This window comes from Streptomyces sp. So13.3, assembly GCF_005860785.2.
Taxonomy (GTDB): Bacteria; Actinomycetota; Actinomycetes; order Streptomycetales; family Streptomycetaceae; genus Actinacidiphila; species Actinacidiphila fildesensis.
Genome location: NZ_CP048835.1, coordinates 5,255,032 through 5,271,407, shown reverse-complemented (window position 1 = coordinate 5,271,407; position 16,376 = coordinate 5,255,032). Strand labels below are relative to the sequence as shown.

At 70.9% G+C, this 16,376-nt stretch carries 15 protein-coding genes and 1 pseudogene; 4 read left to right on the top strand and 12 right to left on the bottom strand.

Annotated elements, in window-relative coordinates; genetic code table 11:
- Positions 1-43 precede the first annotated feature (43 nt).
- The 4 genes from topA to C8250_RS23740 form a co-directional block, all read right to left on the bottom strand.
- On the bottom strand, positions 44-2,863 hold the full coding sequence (gene topA, locus C8250_RS23755; RefSeq protein ID WP_138357102.1) for a type I DNA topoisomerase: 2,820 nt from the start codon (positions 2,861-2,863) through the stop codon (positions 44-46).
- A 171-nt stretch (positions 2,864-3,034) separates the two neighbouring features.
- Entirely contained in the window at positions 3,035-3,229 is a 195-nt protein-coding gene (locus C8250_RS23750; RefSeq protein ID WP_138357101.1) for a hypothetical protein, read from the bottom strand.
- 115 nt (positions 3,230-3,344) lie between these two features.
- A complete protein-coding gene (locus C8250_RS23745) occupies positions 3,345-3,815 on the bottom strand; it encodes an ABC transporter permease (RefSeq protein ID WP_232484961.1) in 471 nt (156 codons plus the stop codon).
- Positions 3,816-4,032: 217 nt separating this feature from the next.
- Positions 4,033-5,031, bottom strand: coding sequence for a winged helix-turn-helix domain-containing protein (locus C8250_RS23740; protein ID WP_138357099.1), 999 nt, complete (start codon positions 5,029-5,031; stop codon positions 4,033-4,035).
- Positions 5,032-5,148: 117 nt separating this feature from the next.
- Between C8250_RS23740 and C8250_RS23735 the strand changes: the two genes are divergently transcribed.
- The 3 genes from C8250_RS23735 (at position 5,149) to C8250_RS23725 (ending at position 6,413) form a co-directional block, all read left to right on the top strand.
- Positions 5,149-5,601 (top strand): TM2 domain-containing protein, encoded by a 453-nt coding sequence (locus C8250_RS23735; protein WP_138357098.1) that lies wholly within the window; start codon positions 5,149-5,151, stop codon positions 5,599-5,601.
- Complete coding sequence (locus C8250_RS23730) at positions 5,594-6,004, top strand: DUF2752 domain-containing protein (RefSeq protein WP_244809330.1); 411 nt, start codon at positions 5,594-5,596, stop codon at positions 6,002-6,004. Before C8250_RS23735 ends, C8250_RS23730 begins: the two co-directional genes overlap by 8 nt.
- Before the next feature lie 145 nt (positions 6,005-6,149).
- Positions 6,150-6,413: a TM2 domain-containing protein gene (locus tag C8250_RS23725; protein WP_138357097.1), complete on the top strand. Its 264-nt coding sequence runs from the start codon at positions 6,150-6,152 to the stop codon at positions 6,411-6,413.
- 103 nt (positions 6,414-6,516) lie between these two features.
- On the opposite strand, the gene C8250_RS23720 is transcribed toward C8250_RS23725, so the two are convergent.
- From C8250_RS23720 to bldG, 5 genes are all read right to left on the bottom strand, one after another.
- Positions 6,517-8,046 carry a methyltransferase gene (locus C8250_RS23720; RefSeq protein WP_138357096.1) on the bottom strand — a complete coding sequence of 510 codons (1,530 nt, stop codon included), beginning with the start codon at positions 8,044-8,046 and terminating at the stop codon, positions 6,517-6,519.
- Positions 8,047-8,243: 197 nt separating this feature from the next.
- The gene (locus C8250_RS23715) at positions 8,244-8,801 is read right to left on the bottom strand and encodes a small secreted protein (protein ID WP_346268771.1); all 558 of its coding nucleotides are present in this window, start codon (positions 8,799-8,801) and stop codon (positions 8,244-8,246) included.
- 230 nt (positions 8,802-9,031) lie between these two features.
- A complete protein-coding gene (locus C8250_RS23710; protein WP_138357094.1) occupies positions 9,032-11,428 on the bottom strand; it encodes a sodium-translocating pyrophosphatase in 2,397 nt (798 codons plus the stop codon).
- Positions 11,429-11,874: 446 nt separating this feature from the next.
- Positions 11,875-12,306: an ATP-binding protein gene (locus C8250_RS23705; RefSeq protein WP_138357093.1), complete on the bottom strand. Its 432-nt coding sequence runs from the start codon at positions 12,304-12,306 to the stop codon at positions 11,875-11,877.
- A gap of 88 nt (positions 12,307-12,394) precedes the next feature.
- On the bottom strand, positions 12,395-12,736 hold the full coding sequence (bldG, locus tag C8250_RS23700; RefSeq protein ID WP_138357092.1) for an anti-sigma factor antagonist BldG: 342 nt from the start codon (positions 12,734-12,736) through the stop codon (positions 12,395-12,397).
- A 163-nt stretch (positions 12,737-12,899) separates the two neighbouring features.
- Here bldG and C8250_RS23695 point away from each other — a divergent pair, with 163 nt between their 5' ends.
- A complete protein-coding gene (locus tag C8250_RS23695) occupies positions 12,900-15,389 on the top strand; it encodes a DEAD/DEAH box helicase (protein ID WP_138357091.1) in 2,490 nt (829 codons plus the stop codon).
- Between the two features lie 2 nt (positions 15,390-15,391).
- Here the strand turns inward: C8250_RS23695 and C8250_RS23690 are convergent.
- From C8250_RS23690 to C8250_RS23680, 3 genes and pseudogenes are all read right to left on the bottom strand, one after another.
- Positions 15,392-15,724, bottom strand: a pseudogene (locus C8250_RS23690) (Rv3654c family TadE-like protein); the annotation flags it as partial.
- Positions 15,721-15,999 carry a TadE family type IV pilus minor pilin gene (locus C8250_RS23685; RefSeq protein WP_232484897.1) on the bottom strand — a complete coding sequence of 93 codons (279 nt, stop codon included), beginning with the start codon at positions 15,997-15,999 and terminating at the stop codon, positions 15,721-15,723. The gene C8250_RS23685 and the pseudogene C8250_RS23690, both read right to left, overlap by 4 nt.
- A gap of 133 nt (positions 16,000-16,132) precedes the next feature.
- Positions 16,133-16,330, bottom strand: a complete 198-nt coding sequence (locus C8250_RS23680) for a DUF4244 domain-containing protein (protein ID WP_138357089.1) — start codon at positions 16,328-16,330, stop codon at positions 16,133-16,135.
- Positions 16,331-16,376 lie beyond the last annotated feature (46 nt).

Sequence of the window (16,376 nt, the reverse complement as noted above, 5' to 3'; positions counted from 1 at the left end):
ACAAACGGGCGGGGGGTCATGGACGAGCCGGTGTTTCGGCGGGTTATTCGGTGGTCTGCGCCGCCGTGGTCTTCTTCGCGGTGGTCTTCTTGGCCGTCGTCTTCTTCGCCACGGTCTTCTTGGCGGCCGTGGTGGTCTTCTTCGCCGCCGCCTTCTTGGCGGGCGCCTTCTTCGCCGTGGCCTTCTTCTTCGCCGGACCCTTGGCACGCTTCTCGGCGAGCAGCTCGTAGCCGCGCTCCGGCGTGATGGTCTCGACGTCGTCGTCGGTCCGCAGCGTCGCGTTCGTCTCGCCGTCGGTGACGTACGGGCCGAAGCGGCCGTCCTTGACGACGACCGGGCGCTCGCTGACCGGGTCGGTGCCCAGTTCCTTGAGCGGCGGCTTGGCGGCGGCGCGGCCGCGCTGCTTGGGCTGCGCGTAGATCGCCAGTGCCTCGTCGAGGGTGATGTCGAAGAGCTGGTCCTCGGTCTCCAGGGAGCGCGAGTCGGTGCCCTTCTTCAGATACGGCCCGTAGCGGCCGTTCTGCGCGGTGATCTCGACGCCTTCGGCGTCCGTACCGACGACGCGCGGGAGCGACATCAGCTTGAGGGCGTCGGCGAGCGTCACCGTGTCGAGCTGCATGGACTTGAAGAGCGACGCGGTACGCGGCTTGATCGCGTTCTTGCCGGTCTTCGGGGTGTCCTCGGGCAGGACCTCGGTGACGTACGGGCCGTAGCGGCCGTCGCGGGCGATGATCGGGCGGCCGGTCGCGGGGTCGGTGCCCAGCTCGAAGTCGCCGCTCGGCTTGGCGAACAGCTCCTCGGCGTACGCGACGGACAGCTCGTCCGGCGGCAGCTCCTCGTGGACGTCGGCGCGCTGGTGGTTCTCCTCGCCCTTCTCGCCCCGCTCGATGTACGGGCCGTAGCGGCCGACCCGCAGCACGATGCCCTCACCGATGGGGAAGGACGAGATCTCACGGGCGTCGATGGCGCCGAGGTCCTCGACGAGCTCCTTGAGGCCGCCGAGGTGGTCGCCGTCACCGTTGCCGGCGTCGGCGGCCGAGGCCTTGGCCGCGGTGTCGTCGCCGCCGAAGTAGAAGTGCCGCAGCCACGGCACGGCCTGGGCCTCACCGCGGGCGATGCGGTCGAGGTCCTCCTCCATGGAGGCGGTGAAGTCGTAGTCGACGAGCCGGCCGAAGTGCTTCTCCAGCAGGTTGACCACGGCGAAGGAGAGGAAGGACGGCACGAGGGCCGTGCCCTTCTTGAAGACGTAGCCGCGGTCCAGGATCGTGCCGATGATCGACGCGTACGTCGACGGGCGGCCGATCTCGCGCTCTTCGAGCTCCTTGATCAGCGAGGCTTCGGTGTAGCGGGCCGGCGGCTTGGTGGCGTGGCCGTCGACGGTGAGCTCTTCCGCGGTGAGCCCGTCGCCCTCGCTGACCTGCGGCAGCCGCCGCTCACGGTCGTCGAGCTCGGCGTTCGGGTCGTCCGCGCCCTCGACGTAGGCCTTCATGAAGCCGTGGAACGTGATGATCTTGCCGGAGGCGGAGAACTCCGCCGCGCGGCCGTCGCTCGACGTGCCACCGATCTTCACGGTGACGGAGTTGCCGACCGCGTCCTTCATCTGGGACGCGACAGTACGCATCCAGATCAGCTCGTAGAGCCGGAACTGGTCGCCGGTCAGACCGGTCTCCGCGGGGGTGCGGAAGCGGTCGCCGGAGGGGCGGATCGCCTCGTGCGCCTCCTGCGCGTTCTTCACCTTGCCGGTGTAGACGCGCGGCTTCTCCGGGAGGTACTCGGCTCCGTAGAGCTGGGTGACCTGCGCGCGGGCGGCCTTGATCGCGGTCTCCGACAGCGTCGTGGAGTCCGTACGCATATAGGTGATGAAGCCGTTCTCGTACAGCTTCTGCGCTACCTGCATCGTCGCCTTGGCGCCGAAGCCCAGCTTGCGCGAGGACTCCTGCTGCAGCGTCGTCGTGCGGAAGGGGGCGTACGGCGAACGGCGGTACGGCTTGGACTCGACGCTGCGGACGGCGAAGGCGCTGTCCGCGAGCGAGGCGGCGAGCGCGCGGGCGTTCGCCTCGTCCAGGTGGAGGACGGTCGCGTTGTCCTTGAGTCGCCCGGTCGACGCGTCGAAGTCGCGGCCCTGGGCGATACGGCGGCCGTCGACGCTGGTCAGACGGGCCGAGACGGTCGACGGGTCGGAGGCGTCACCCGTGCGGCCGGTGGCGAAGGTACCGCTCAGGTCCCAGTACTCGGCGGTGCGGAACGCGATGCGCTCACGTTCCCGCTCGACGACGAGTCGGGTGGCGACGGACTGGACACGGCCGGCCGACAGGCGCGGCATGACCTTCTTCCACAGGACCGGCGAGACCTCGTAGCCGTAGAGGCGGTCGAGGATCCGGCGGGTCTCCTGGGCGTCGACGAGCGGCTGGTTCAGCTCGCGCGGGTTCGCGACCGCGGCCTGGATCGCTTCCTTGGTGATCTCGTGGAAGACCATCCGGCGGACCGGGACCTTGGGCTTGAGGACTTCCTGCAGGTGCCAGGCGATGGCCTCGCCCTCGCGGTCCTCATCGGTGGCGAGGAAGAGTTCGTCGGAGTCCTTGAGCAGGTCCTTGAGCTTCTTGACCTGCGCCTTCTTGTCGGCGTTGACGACGTAGATCGGCTCGAAGTCACTGTCTACGTTGACGCCGAGGCGAGCCCACGGCTGGCCCTTGAACTCCGCCGGCACTTCGGCGGCCCCGTTGGGGAGGTCGCGGATGTGCCCGACGCTGGCCTCGACCACGTAGCCCGGGCCGAGGTAGCTCTTGATCGTCTTCGCCTTGGCAGGCGACTCGACGATGACGAGTCGGCGGCCGCTCTTTGCGGTCTCGCGGGTCGGGGACAACTTCGCTCTTCTCTCCGGGTCGAAGGGGTTCGCTGCGGAGTGTGACCGTACATCCCGGTCCCATGTCAAACGCGAAAAGTCCGCAACGCCACTCGAACGGTAACCCGACAACCGTCATTCCTGCCGCACGGCCCGACGGCCCGGTCCGTTTCCAGGCAGCGTGACGTGCGCTTATACCTGTGCGAGACACCAGACGCCGGCGACCAGCGACGCCGCTCCGAAAAGAATGGTCAGGGCCGCCCCCACCGGGCCGCCGCCCTGGGTCACCGGTGCTCGACCCGCTGTGCGCGCCCCCGCCCAGACCAGAAGCGCCGCTCCGAAAAGCGCGAAGACCGTTCCGGCGAACAGTGCGGGTGTGCTCTCCATGCCCGTCCCCCTTCTTCCTGCGTCTTCGCGGCTTTTTTGCGGCTCGCGCCGGAGACTCGCACCTCCGTACGGCGTCCGGGCGAACCCCGGGTGAATGGCGGCCGACAACCGAGCGCTACATCACATCCAGCGTGGCTCGCTTCCGACTGCCGCGCTCGAAGATCCGCAGCAGGACGACGGCCAGCACGGTGTACCCGGCGGCCACCGCCAGCTCGGCCCCGATCCCGGGCAGCGCGGCCCGCCAGGTGCCCCCGGCGGCGAGCGCCCGGGCGGCCCCGGTCGCGTGGGTCAGCGGCAGCAGGTCGCCGGCCGTGCGCATCCAGCCGGGCAGCGTCCCGCGCGGCACGTTCGCGCCGGTGAGCAGGAGCAGGACGGCGCTCGCGACGTTCGACACGAGGAAGACGTCCCGGAACCGCAGCCCGAGCGCCCCCAGGGTGATCCCGAAGACCGAGCACGACAGGGCGGCCGCGCCGATCGCGGCAGCCAGCCCCGGCAGGGCGGCGGCCGGGATCCGCAGCCCGAGCAGCAGGGCGCCCGCCGCGAGGGTGAAGACGGTGACGAAGAGACCGTTGACGACGTAGGGCAGCGCGCGGCCGGTCCACAGGGCGGTCCTGCTGCGCGGCCTCGGTCTCGGTGGTGCGCGGGCGCAGCCATCCGGTGCGGGAACGGTAGGTGCGCCGCAGTTGGTGCGCGTCGATTGCCAGCATGCGGGCGACGCTACGAAGCGGGGGCGGGCGCCGGCGACTGATTCGGTGACCCCCGAATCGTCACCCCGGCCGACCCGGCGGGCCGGAGCCCGGCCGTCAGGAGACGGCTTTGAGCACGTTCTCCCCGCTGAGCAGTGCGAGCAGCGCCCGGCCGGTGTCCGTGAGCTGGTAGTAGACGCTGCGGCCGACCCGGTGGCGGCTGACGACGTCGGCCTCGGCGAGCACGGACAGGTGCTCCGAGACCGTCGAGGGCGCCAGCCCCAGCCGGTCGGCGAGGCCGGCCGTGGTGAGCGGCGCGGCCAGCTCCCGCAGCACGGTGGCCCGCCCGCGGCCGAGCAGCGCGCCGAGCCGGTCGTCGGTGCGCTCCTCGGGCTCGTCGCGCAGCGCGCCCGCGCCGCGGGCCTGGAACGAGACGGCCATGACGCCCGGGTCGTCGGTGGAGTACAGCCGGCAGCCCTCGGCGAAGACCAGCGGCACCAGCAGCAGACTGCGCTCCCCCGCCCGGTAGTCGGCCTCGATGTGCTTGGTCAGTTCCAGGACGGGCGGGTTCCAGCGGGCACGGGCCTCCAGGCCGGCGAAGAGCGCGTCGACGCCTTCGGTGGCGAACGTCCGGGCCCGGATGAGGACCTCGTCCTCGACCAGCCGGCGCATGACCGGCCAGTGCGGTTCGAGGACGGCGTACCAGTAGGCGGCGTAGGCGTCGGCGAGCTCGCCGCAGGCGCGCCGCGGATCGTCGAGGTACGGGCGGTACAGCTCGGGCAGCCCGTCGGGGAAGTGCTCGGCGATCTGCAGCTGCACCGTTTCACGCGTGGTGGCGCGCAGCACGTCCAGTTCCGCCTCGACCGAGCCGGTGCCGAGCGGCCGCGGCAGCATGAAGTCGGGGAAGCCGAGCGGGCCGTTCAACAGGGCGCGCAGCGGTCCCGTCCGGTCGTCGGACGCCAGGACGTGCCGGGCCCGGCCGACCCATTTGCGGTACGGCCAGGACGGTTCCCGGCCCGGCTTCGTCAGGTGCAGGCTGCAGAACGCGTCCCACAGCGGACTCATGGCGATGCGTGTGCGGCCGAGCGACGCCTCGTCGAGTTCAATGCGGATCACCCTCGCATTCTGCCCCGGGCGGGACGTGCACTCGGGCGAGCTGGAAAGATGTGCGGCGTCGACCGAAAACCGATGTGTCCGACGCCCGACGTTTCTCAGCAGGGGGAGCCACCCGCCATGTCCGACCAGAACCCGTACGGCCAGCCGCAGGACCCGCAGCAGCAGCCGGGCGCGGCATACGGCTACCCGCAGTACGGCCAGCCGCAGCAGCCCCCGCAGAACCCGTACGGCCAGCCGGCCGGCGGCCAGCCCGGCTACGGCTACCCGCAGCAGCCGGGCATGCAGCCCGGCTACGCGCAGCCCGGCGCGTACACCGGCGACCCGGCCGCCCCGTACGGCTACGACCCCTACGGCCGCCCGTACTCCGACAAGTCGAAGGTGACGGCGGGGCTGCTCTCGCTGTTCCTGGGCGGCTTCGGCGTGGGCCGGTTCTACACCGGTCACATCGGCATGGCGCTCGGCCAGCTCTTCACGCTCGGCGGCTGCGGCATCTGGTCGCTGATCGACGGCATCATCCTGCTGACGGGCAACAACAACACCGACTCGCAGGGTCGCGTCCTGCGTGGCTGAAACCCGACTGCGGCCGACCGCCGGCCGGGTGCGACGTCTCGTCTCGCACCCGGCCTCGGTCCCGCTCGCGCTCCTCGCGGGCGCCGGGTACCTCTGGACGACCAACCCGCACGAGCCGGGGCACCTGTTGCCGCGCTGCCCGTTCAACTGGGCGACCGGGCTGCTCTGTCCCGCGTGCGGTGCGACGCGCATGGTCTATGACCTGATGCACGGCGATTTGCCCGGCGCATTCCATGACAACGCGGCCCTGTTCGTGCTCGCGCCGGTGGGCCTGTTCCTCTACGGCCGGTGGCTGGCGGAGGGGCTGCGCGGCCGGACGTACCGGCCGGTGATCCCGGGCCGGTACCAGGCGGTCCTCATCGCCGGGGCGCTGGTCTGGGGTGTACTGCGCAACATCAACTAGCACATCTCTGATCACGTTTTCATGAAGTCCGGTCAAATGATGTGACTACCGACAGGCGTTGCTGCCAGGATCAGGCCACGCATCGGGGGGCGGGGCACCTACGCACGTCCCTTTGGTGTTTCGTCCCCAACGCAAGGAGCCATCCATGGCCACGCCCACGCCCGACGCCCCGTTCGGTTACGACCCGCAGGGTCGTCCGCTGTCGGACAAGTCCAAGATCACCGCGGGCCTGCTGCAGCTCTTCCTCGGCACCCTCGGCATCGGGCGCTTCTACACCGGCCACACGGGCATGGCCCTCGGCCAGCTGTTCACCCTCGGCGGCTGCGGCATCTGGTCGTTCATCGACGCCATCATCTTCTTCACCAGCAAGGACCGCACCGACTCCAACGGTCGTGTGCTGCAGGGCTAGTCCCTGGTCCCGCTGATCGCTCCGCCTCGGCCCGCTCCCCGTTACTCCGCTCGGGAGCGGGCCGAGGTGTGTCCGGCGCGCATCAGTGCCCACCGGGGTCCGGTCAGTTCTCCACCGGGTCCAGGAACGCCTGCTCGACGAGGAGCCGGATCGAGTCCGGCGTACGGTCGCGCAGTATCACCGGGTCCTCCCCCAGCAGCTGCGCGATGGCGTCGAGGATCCGGCCCGCCGGCAACGTCCCGTCGCACACGCCCGCGAAGCCCGCGCCTACCGTGTCGACCTTGGTGGCGCGCCGCATCCCGCGGTTGGCACGCAGCACCACGTGCTCGGGGTCCTCGGCGCCCGGCAGCCCCACCTGCTCCTGCACCACCTCGTCGGCGAGCCGGAAGCGCGCCTCCAGCAGCGCCGCGTCGTCGTGCGTGCGGAGGAAGTCCTGGCGGACGAACCAGTCCTTGATGTGCGCGCCCAGCGGCTGCTCCACCGGGTGCGGCCATTCCTCGGCGGTGATCGCCGGCCGGTCGGAGCCGGACTTGCGGAGGGTGATCCAGCCGAAGCCGATGCCCTTGACCTTGCGCTGCTCGAACTCGTCCAGCCAGGCGTCGTACCGGGCCGCGTACCGCTCGGGGTCGTCGCGGTGGTCGCCGCCGTCGCGCAGCCACAGCTCGGCGTACTGGGTGATGTCCTGGACCTCGCGCTGCACGATCCAGGCGTCGCAGCCGCGCGGCACCCAGCCGGCCAACCGCTCCCGCCAGTCCTCGCCCTCGGTGTGCTGCCAGTTGGCGAGGAGCTGGCAGTAGCCGCCGTCGTTGAGGTGCGCGGCGGACTGCTGGACGAGGGTGCGGCACAGGTCGTCGCCCCGCATCCCGCCGTCGCGGTACGTGAAGCGGCCCGCCGGGGAGATGACGAACGGCGGGTTGGACACGATCAGGTCGTAGCGGTCCTCACCGACCGGCTCGAAGAGGCTGCCCTGCCGCAGATCGGCCTCCGGCGCGCCGGAGAGCGCGAGGGTGAGGCGGGCGAAGTGCAGGGCGCGCGCGTTCACATCGGTCGCGGTGACGCGGGTGGCGTGCCGGGAGGCGTGCAGCGCCTGGACGCCGGAGCCGGTGCCGAGGTCGAGCGCGGAGCCCACCGCGTCGCGGACGGTGAGGCCCGCCAGCGTCGTGGAGGCCCCTCCGACGCCCAGCACCAGATCGGCCCGGTCGACGCCGGGCGCCGTACCGATGCCGCCGGCCCCACCGACGGCGCAGCCGAGGTCGGAGACGATCCACCAGTCCTCGCCGCCGTCCCCCGCGTACGGGCGGACGTCCACGGTGGCGCGCAGTTCGTCGCCGTCCCTGACCAGCCAGCCGTCGGCGAGGCACACGTCGACGGGCAGGGCGGCGCGCAGCCGCTCATGGGTCACCGGCCGCTGCAGCAGGAAGAGCCGCACCAGCGACTCCAGCGGGCTGCCGCCGCGCGTGGCGCGCAGCGCGGGCACGGTCTCGGCCCGGGACAGGGCCGCGTAGGCGGTGGCGCCGAGCAGATCGAGGCAGCCGTCGGCGGTGAAGGCGGCGGCCCGCAGGGCGTCACGCAGCTGTTCCGCGTGGTCCGGGGCGGGGAGGGGCGGGGCTTTGGAGAGGGGCGGGGTACTCACGCCCCCATTGTCGCGGAACGAGCGCGGCCCGGCGCCCCTCGGAGGGATGCCGGGCCGTGTCGGGTCCTCGGATCGGGCCCTCGGATCGGGTCAGGGACCCGCCGGGCGTGTCATGTCGACGGTCCGGTCATGCGGCCGGCCCTGTCTCATGCGGCCGGCCCCGTCATGCCGCCGGACCTGTCGTGCGGCCGGACCTGTCATGTCGCCGACGGTGAGGCTCCGGTCTTGCAGCCGGGCTGGTCGGCCATCGCCTTGCCGACCTCACCCTTGCGCAGGGTGTTGAGAGCCGTCTCCGCGGTCTTGTTGGCGGTGTCCGCCTCCGCCGAGGCGGCGGTGAGGCCGTCGGCGAACTTCCCCTGGTCCGACGTGTCGAGCCCGTCGACCTTGATCTTCACGGACGCGTAGGCGGCCGACGCCTTGTTGAGGTCGGCGACCGTGTCCTTGTGCTGGACCTCGCCGTTGTCGGTGGGCGGCGGTCCGGCCTTGCTCACGATGTCCGCGAGGGACTTGTACGCCTCGGAGATCTGCTGGAAGGCCGCGGAGTCCGCCGCCTTCACATCCGCCGGCTTGCCGTTCTTGTCGACCTTCGTGATGGCCGTGTTCGCGTCGTTGATCTTCTTGGTCTGTGCCGAGGCCTGGTCGCAGACGGTCTTCGCCCAGGCGTCCAGCTTGTCGTTCGAGTCGTCGCTGCTGCATCCCGTCAATGCCAGGAGCAGAGCGGCACCGGACAGCGCGCCCACGAGCTTCTTCTTCACCGGTTGTGTCCCTTCCATGGCTCTACGGCCCCGGAACTTACACGCCAAATGGGTGTCGACCACGAGTCCGAAGGAAGATTCATCCCCTATTGAAGCCATTTGCACCAAGGATCGTCCGGTGTCGGTACACTCGCGCACGGCGGCGGGCGGCACTCAAAAAGTGCCGCCCGCCGCCGTTCTGACGTGCCGTCGGTCCGGATCCGGGTCAGTGCGTCCCGGTCAGGAGCCGGTCAGGAGACCGACGCCGGATCGGCCGAACGTTCCGGCGTCGGCGCGTTGTTGTCGTCCCCCATCGCGATGCCACGCCGCTTGGAGTTGTAGACCGCGCCGACGATGATGGCGATCGAGACCACCGCCACCGTGATGCGGACCCCGAGGTTCGCGTCGTCGCCGTACGAGAACTTCACCACCGCCGGGGCGATCAGCAGCGCCACCAGGTTCATGACCTTGAGCAGCGGGTTGATCGCCGGTCCCGCGGTGTCCTTGAACGGGTCGCCGACCGTGTCACCGATGACGGTCGCGGCATGGGCCTCACTGCCCTTGCCGCCGTAATTCCCGTCCTCGACCAGCTTCTTGGCGTTGTCCCAGGCGCCACCGGAGTTGGCGAGGAACACCGCCATCAGGGTGCCGGTGCCGATCGCGCCCGCCAGATACGAGGCGAGCGAGCCGACGCCGAGGGAGAAGCCGACCGCGATGGGCGCGAGGACGGCGAGCAGACCGGGGGTGGTCAGCTCGCGCAGCGCGTCCTTGGTGCAGATGTCGACGACCTTGCCGTACTCCGGCAGCTCGGTGCCGTCCATGATCCCGGGGTGTTCGCGGAACTGCCGCCGCACCTCGTAGACCACCGAGCCCGCGGAGCGCGAGACGGCGTTGATGGCGAGGCCGGAGAACAGGAACACGACGGCCGCCCCGAGCAACAGCCCGAACAGGTTGTTCGGCTGCGAGATGTCGAGGCTGAGCCATCTCATGTCGGACACGGAGATGTGGGCGCCCGCGACCGCGGTGTCGATCGCCTCCTTGAACGCGCCGAAGAGCGCGGTCGCGGCGAGCACCGCCGTGGCGATGGCGATGCCCTTGGTGATCGCCTTGGTGGTGTTGCCGACCGCGTCCAGGTCGGTGAGCACCTGGGCGCCCTCGCCGTGCACGTCCCCGGACATCTCCGCGATGCCCTGGGCGTTGTCGGAGACCGGACCGAAGGTGTCCATGGCCACGATCACGCCGACGGTGGTGAGCAGGCCGGTGCCGGCCAGTGCGACGGCGAACAGCGCGAGCCACACGGAGGTGCCGCCGAGCAGGAACGCCCCGTAGACCGACAGCCCGATCAGCACCGCCGAGTAGACCGCCGACTCCAGGCCGATGGCGATGCCGGCGAGGACCACGGTGGCCGCGCCGGTCAGCGAGGACTTGCCGATGTCCTGGACGGGACGCCGGCTGGTCTCGGTGAAGTAGCCGGTGAGCTGCTGGATGAGCGCGGCGAGCACGATGCCGATGGCGACGGCGACGAGCGCGAGGACCCGCGGGTCGCCCGAGTGGCCGGCGATGTCGGCCGGGACGCCCTTCAGCTCCGCGTAGGTGGCCGGGAGGTAGAGGTAGACCGCCACCGCGACGAGCACCATCGAGATGACGGCGGAGATGAAGAAGCCGCGGTTGATGGCGGTCATCCCGCTGCGGTCGGAGCGGCGCGGCGCGACGGCGAAGATGCCGATCATCGCGGTGAGCACGCCGATCGCGGGGATGAGCAGCGGGAAGGCCAGCCCGGCGTCGCCGAACGTCACTTTGCCCAGGATGAGTGCGGCCACCAGGGTGACGGCGTAGGACTCGAAGAGGTCGGCGGCCATACCGGCGCAGTCACCGACGTTGTCGCCCACGTTGTCCGCGATGGTCGCGGCATTGCGCGGGTCGTCCTCGGGGATGCCCTTCTCGACCTTGCCGACCAGGTCGGCGCCCACGTCGGCGGCCTTGGTGAAGATGCCGCCGCCGACACGCATGAACATCGCGAGCAGGGCCGCGCCGAAGCCGAAGCCCTCCAGCACCTTGGGCGCGTCGGCCTTGTAAAGGAGCACGACGACCGAGGCGCCCAGCAGACCGAGGCCCACCGTGAACATGCCGACCACACCACCGGTGCGGAAAGCGATCTTCATCGCGCGGTGCGAGACATCGGTCAGATCCGCTTTCGGCTCGCCGGGCGCGGGCGTGGCCGCCCGTGCGGCGGCCGCCACGCGCACATTGGCGCGCACCGCCAGCCACATGCCGACATAGCCGGTGACCGCCGAGAACACGGCGCCCACGAGGAAGAACACCGAACGGCCGATTCGCTGCGAAGTGTTGTCCGAAGGCAACAGCATGAGCAGGAAGAACGCCACCACGGCGAAGATCCCCAGCGTACGGAACTGCCGTGCGAGGTAGGCGTTCGCGCCTTCCTGCACGGCAGCAGCGATGCGCTTCATGCTGTCGGTGCCCTCGTCCGCCGAGAGCACTTGACGTACCAGCACTCCGGCGAGCGCCAGTGCCGCCAGTGCGACGACCACGATGATCAGTACGAGATTCCGGTTGCCGTCGGTCAGTACCGGCCCGGCGGCCAGTGCCTGAGCGATGTCGTGCGTGTGAGGGGTAAGTGGCCCCGCCATTCGTCCTCCTTGACGTTTGGCGCATGGGCGCGCGGCTCCTGCGACTCCCACAGCCGCGACGCTCAGCGAGCTGAGCAAAGATGGACGGATTGTAGGGAGCGGGACTAGATCAAAACAGTGCGCGGGATCAGAATTCGCCTGTGTCGGGGAAGCCGGAATTCCCCTCGGGCGCGTAAACCACCGAATGCGGTGAAGAATCGGGCACGGGGGAAGGCGCGGGGAAGGCATGCGGAAGACGCCGCGAAGGCAGCACCAGGGCAGCATGCGGGCAGCGCGGAGGCAGGCGGGGCCGGCGCGCGGGCGGCGTCATGACGACGGCGCCGGGCAGCGCTAGGAGGGCCGCCGCGGGGGGCCGTTCCGCCCGTCGCGAATGAGCGATACGGGTGAGGCGTGTGCTGCCGGTGCTGCGGGTGAGTCGTCCGGTTCGGGAACGGCCGGAGCAGGTCCTAGGGGAGCACGACAGCGGACGCCGTCGGCCAGCTCATGCGGATGATTCCGCCGTGCTCGCCAACGGTGACCTCGACGTCGTCGACCAGACCGCTGATGACGGCCAGGCCCATCTCGCCCTCGTCGTCGGAGTCATCGGCGCCGGACGCGCGCGCCGACGGGACGGAGCCCGCCGGTGAACCCGGTGCCTCGTCGCCGACCTCGATGGAGAATTTCTTCTCCTCCTCGGTCAGCAACACCCGCACGGGCCGGTCCACGCCGTTGCTCAGGTGCAGGCCGACAGCTCGGCTGCACGCCTCGCCCACGGCAAGCCGCACCTCGTCAAGGACTGCCTCGTCCACCCCCGCCCGGCGCGCTACCGCAGCCGCTACGAGCCGTGCGGTGCGCACGTGCTCGGGCTGAGCGCTGAAGAGCAGTTCTACGGTGGGCATGGCCTCCCCCTCGCTCCTATGGGTGGGCATCACAGGGGTCCGGGCGACGAAACCGCCCGGTACCCCCGTCCTGCGACGATCGGGATGATCAGTCGTTCGCCGCGACAGCCTCGTCGACCGAGGTGTGGATCGGGAACACCTTGGTCAGGCCAGTAATCCGGAAAATCTTAAGAATGCGCTCCTGATTGCATACCAGGCGCAGCGAGCCTTCGTGAGCACGCACCCGCTTGAGACCGCCGACCAGTACACCCAGACCGGTGGAGTCGAGGAAATCGACTCCCTCCATGTCCACAACCAGGTGATAACTGCCGTCGTTCACCAGCTCTACCAGCTGCTCACGCAGCTTGGGCGCGGTGTACACATCAATCTCGCCGCCGACCTCGACGACCGTACGGTCGCCAACGGTTCGAGTCGACAGGGACAGGTCCACGGATCCTCCAGCACCTTGCATCGAGCGGCGTCGCCCCCGGGGACCTCCCCGCCGAAGGGGAGGGGACGGATCGGCAGCCGCGATGGCATTCAATCACTTCACAGCGGGCCAGCACGACGCCTTCCTGCGATTGTCCGTCACGCCGGTGACACACTGAGTGCCGATGGCTAAGGATCAACTTCCGCAGTCGGCGCACGGCCGGCCGTCCCCCCGCACCGTTCTCGAGCGGCTCGCCACGGGGGCAGGCCGAGCCGCACGCATCACCCATACGGAGCACTTGCCCCCGCGGGTCGGTCGCCATGCCGATTGGCCTGATCAGATCCGTCCGGAGGTGCTGGAGGCCATCCGGGCGGCCGGTATCGCCCGTCCCTGGGAGCACCAGGCGCTCACCGCAGGACACGCGATGCGCGGCCAGTCGGTGGTCGTCGCCACCGGAACCGCCTCCGGCAAGTCCCTCGCCTACCTCGCCCCGGTCCTCAGTGCCCTCCTGGACGGCTCCGAGGCTCCGAACGGCCGTGGGGCCACCGCGCTCTATCTGGCGCCCACCAAGGCCCTCGCAGCGGATCAGCGGCGGGCGGTCGCCGCGCTCGCAGAACCGCTCGGTTCGGCGATCCGTCCCGCGCTCTACGACGGCGATACTCCATTCGAGGAACGCGAGTGGGTCCGCCAGTACGCCACGTACGTCCTCACCAACCCCGACATGCTGCACCGCGGCATCCTTCCCGCCCACGCCCGCTGGGCCTCGTATCTGCGCCGGCTGCGGTACGTCGTCATCGACGAGTGCCACACCTACCGGGGTGTCTTCGGCTCCCACGTTGCCCAGGTGCTGCGGCGGCTGCGGCGGCTGTGCGCCCATTACGGCGCCGATCCGGTCTTCGTACTCGCCTCCGCCACCGCCGCCGATCCCGCGGCCGCTGCAGGCCGTCTCACCGGCGTCCAGGTCGTGGAGGTCACCGACGACGCCTCCCCCCGTGGCGAACTGGCCTTCGCCCTCTGGGAACCGCCGCTGACGGAGATGAGCGGCGAGCACGGCGCGCCCGTCCGCCGCACCGCCACCGCCGAGTGCGCCGACCTCCTCACCGACCTCGTCGTCCAGGGCACCCGCACCGTCGCCTTCGTCCGCTCCCGGCGGGCCGCCGAGCTGATCGCCCTGATCGCCCAGGAGAAACTGGCCGCCGTCGACGCCTCGCTGCCCTCCCGGGTCGCCGCCTACCGCGGCGGCTACCTCGCCGAGGAGCGCCGCGCCCTCGAACGCGATCTGCACTCGGGCCGGCTCCTCGGCCTGGCCTCCACCACCGCCCTGGAACTGGGCGTCGACGTCTCCGGGCTCGACGCCGTCCTGCTGGCCGGCTATCCCGGCACGCGTGCCTCGATGTGGCAGCAGGCGGGCCGCGCCGGGCGCGCCGGACAGGGCGCGCTCGCCATCCTCGTGGGCCGCGACGACCCGCTCGACACGTATCTCGTCCACCACCCCGAAGCGATCTTCCAACGCCCGGTGGAATCCACCGTCCTGGACCCCGACAACCCCTACGTCCTCGCCCCCCATCTGTGCGCCGCCGCGGCCGAGCTCCCGCTCACCGACGACGATCTGACGCTCTTCGGCCCCGAAACCGCGGCCCTGCTCCCCCAGCTGGAGCGCCGCGGTCTGCTGCGGCGCCGGGCCGGCGGCTACTTCTGGACCCGCCGGGAGCGCGCCGCCGACCTCACCGACATCCGGGGTGCCGGCGGAAAGGCCGTCCAGGTCGTAGAGTCCGCCACCGGACGGCTGCTCGGCACGGTCGACGACGCCTCCGCCCACACATCGGTCCACGACGGCGCGGTCCACCTCCACCAGGGCCGGACGTATCTGGTCGAGCACCTGGACCTCGAGGACGCCGTGGCCCTGGTCGGCGAGGCCGACCCCGACTACTCGACGATGGCCCGTGAGACCACCTCCGTCTCCGTTCTCTCCACCGACCTGGAGGAGTCCTGGGGCGCTGCCCGCGTCCACTTCGGATCGGTCGAGGTCACCCATCAGGTCGTCTCCTTCCTGCGCCGCCGGCTGATCACCGGTGAAGTGCTCGGCGAGACCAAACTCGACCTCCCGCCAAGCTCATTGCGCACCCGCGCCGTGTGGTGGACCGTCACCGACGACCAGTTGGACGCCGCGCGGATCCACCCCGAGGAGCTCCCCGGCGCCCTGCACGCCGCCGAACACGCCTCCATCGGTCTCCTCCCGCTCTTCGCCACCTGCGACCGCTGGGACATCGGCGGCGTCTCGATCCCGCTGCACGCCGACACCGGCCTGCCCACCGTCTTCGTCTACGACGGCCACCCGGGCGGCGCGGGCTTCGCCGAGCGCGCCTTCCACACCGCCCGCGGCTGGCTCACCGCCACCCGGGAGGCCATCGCCTCCTGCGAGTGCGAGTTCGGCTGCCCCTCCTGCGTCCAGTCCCCCAAGTGCGGCAGCGGCAACGAGCCCCTGGACAAACCGGCCGCCGTCCGCCTCCTGGACTGCCTGCTGGCCCGGGAGACGCTCCCGGAATCAGCTGCGGATCCAAAGGCCGATCCAGCTGTTGGCCCAGGTACGGATCCAGGTGCGGATCCAGGTGCGGATCCAGGCGGGGATCCAGGCGGGGATCCAGCAGCGGGCCCGGCTCCGGTCGGGGAGTGAGAGCCCGGGGAGGCGGGACCGGCACGGGAGCGGACCCGGGCCGGGCCGACGGCGGCGGTGACATCGGCGATCTCACCTGTCACCACACACCGCACGAGCCGGGCGCCCTGTGCCGCCGCCGTCCGCGCGGCCCGCGCGCAGGCGGCGACCGGGCCGTCCAGCGCGTGGTCCGCCGCGGCCAGGGCCGCCAGGTCCGCCGCGCCGCCCGCCCGATGGCGGGCGGCGACCGCCTGGCCCATGGCCAGGACCGCGCCGAACGCCAGACACAGCACGCCCATCAGCAGCGCGGCCCAGACCGTCGCCGAGCCCCGGTCCCCGCGCCACCCGCCGCTCATCGGACGGTGTCCTCGGCGAGCGCCGCCGCTTCCGCGTGCAGCGCGACCTCCAGCACCGGCGCCCGGGCGGTGACCCGCACCCTGACCAGCTCACCCTCCCGGGTCAGCGACACCGCGGCACCCCGCGGAGCGGCGGCGCGGGCCGCCGCCAGCGCGGCGGCCTCCGGCTCGGAACGGGCCGCGGCCCGCGCACCCGCCCGCGCCGCGTCCACGCACTGGATCTGAGCCGCCACGGCCATCAGCCCGCTCAGCAGCCCCGCGGTGAAGAGCACCATGACCGGTAGCGCGACCGCGGCCTCCGCCGTGACGAACCCCCGCTCGCCCCGCCACGCCCTCACTGACGGCCGCCGGATGGGCGGTTTCGGGGGCGGTTCCGAAGGCGACTCCGACGACCCTTCCGGAGGGCTCTCAGAAGGACACATCGAGTGCCCTCTCGATCAGACCGCTGAGCGCCGATTTCACCGCGCCGCTGGTCACGATCTTGTAGAGCACGGCGGCGAATCCACAGGCCGCCAGTGTGCCGACGGCGTACTCCGCCGTGGTCATTCCCGCATCCGCGGCCGACCGAAGCCGCCGGGCCGTCGCGCGAAGCATCCGGACCACCATGACGTTCCCCCTTGTATCGGTATGTGTTGAATGACGTTCGTATGCC